Here is a 1,480-nt window from a genome sequence, read left to right as displayed (position 1 = left end):
TCCGGATCGGGGACGTGGACGTCCTCAGCGAGAGCGAGCGCGAGCTCGTCCTCGGCCAATGGGCCGGCGAGAGCGTCGAGCTGGCTCCCGCCACGTTCCACGGGCTGTTCGAGGCCGCCGCCGACGCCACCCCGGCCGCGCCCGCGATCGCGAGCGGCGAGCTCGTCCTCACGTACGCCGAGGTGGAGGAGCGCGCCAACCAGGTCGCCCACTGGCTGCGCAGCCAGGGCATCGGCACGGAGAGCACCGTCGCGCTGCTGCTGCCGCGCTCGGTCGACATCGTCATCGCCCAACTCGCGGTCCTCAAGGCGGGGGCGGCATACCTGCCCATCGACCCCGACTACCCCACCGACCGCATCACCTACATGCTCGACGACGCACGCCCCGCACTCGTCCTCCGCGAACTCCCCTCCGTCGAGGGGCAGTCGGCTCAGCGTCCCGATGTCGCCGTGGACCAGGCGAACCCCGCCTACCTGATCTACACCTCCGGCTCCACCGGCCGCCCCAAGGGCGTCGTCGTCACCCACACCGGCATCGCCGCCTTCGCCGCCGCCGAACTCCACCGCTTCGACGTCACAGCCCACAGCCGCGTCCTCCAGTTCGCCTCACCGAGCTTCGACGCCTCCGTCCTCGAACTCGTCATGACCTTCGCCGCCGGCGCCACCCTCATCGTCCCCCCGCCCGGCCCCCTCGCCGCAGACGTCCTCGCCGACGTCCTCACCACCGAGCACGTCACCCACTCCCTCATCCCCCCGGCAGCCCTCGCCAGCGTCCCCGCAGGCCACTTCCCCCACCTCCACTGCCTCATCGTCGGCGGCGACGCCACCTCAGCGGAGTTGGTCGACCGCTGGGCCCCCGGCCGCCGCATGATCAACGCCTACGGCCCCACCGAATCCACCGTCGCCGCCACCATCTCCACACCCCTGGAAGCCGGCACCGGCCTCCCCAGCATCGGCACCCCCATCCCCAACACCCACACCCTCATCCTCGACGACCACCTCCGCCCCGTCCCCCCCGGCGTGACCGGCGAGCTCTACCTCACCGGCCACGGCCTCGCCCGCGGCTACCTCAACCGCCCCGCCCTCACCGCCGAACGCTTCACCGCCAACCCCCACGGCACCCCCGGCACCCGCATGTACCGCACCGGCGACCTCGCCCGCTGGACCCGAAACGGCCAACTCGACTACCTCGGCCGCACCGACGACCAAGTCAAGATCCGCGGCTTCCGCATCGAACTCGGCGAAATCGAAACCGTCCTCGGCACCCACCCCGCCATCGCGCAGAACGCCGTCGTCGTCCGCCAGGACCAGCCCGGCATCAAACGCCTCGTCGCCTACCTCGTCCCGGCCACCCCCGGCACCGCCCTCGACACCGAGGCCCTGCGCACCCACATCGCCGCCGCGCTCCCCGACTACATGGTCCCCTCCGCCTTCGTCCCGCTGGAGCAGCTGCCGCTGACGGTCAACGGCAAGCTCGACCG

Annotated in this window: 1 protein-coding gene; it reads left to right on the top strand. The window is 72.1% G+C overall.

Going from position 1 to position 1,480, the window contains the following annotated elements:
• Window positions 1-14: 14 nt before the first annotated feature.
• Window positions 15-1,480: amino acid adenylation domain-containing protein (locus tag PUR71_RS00505; RefSeq protein ID WP_329924280.1), on the top strand; the 1,466-nt coding region annotated here is incomplete at its 3' end.

Origin of the sequence: Streptomyces sp. SP17BM10 (genome assembly GCF_036322405.1) — a bacterium.
In the GTDB taxonomy this organism is placed as follows: Bacteria; Actinomycetota; Actinomycetes; order Streptomycetales; family Streptomycetaceae; genus Kitasatospora.
Note: the sequence above shows the minus strand (reverse complement) of the source record. Positions and strands in the feature narration are given on the sequence as shown.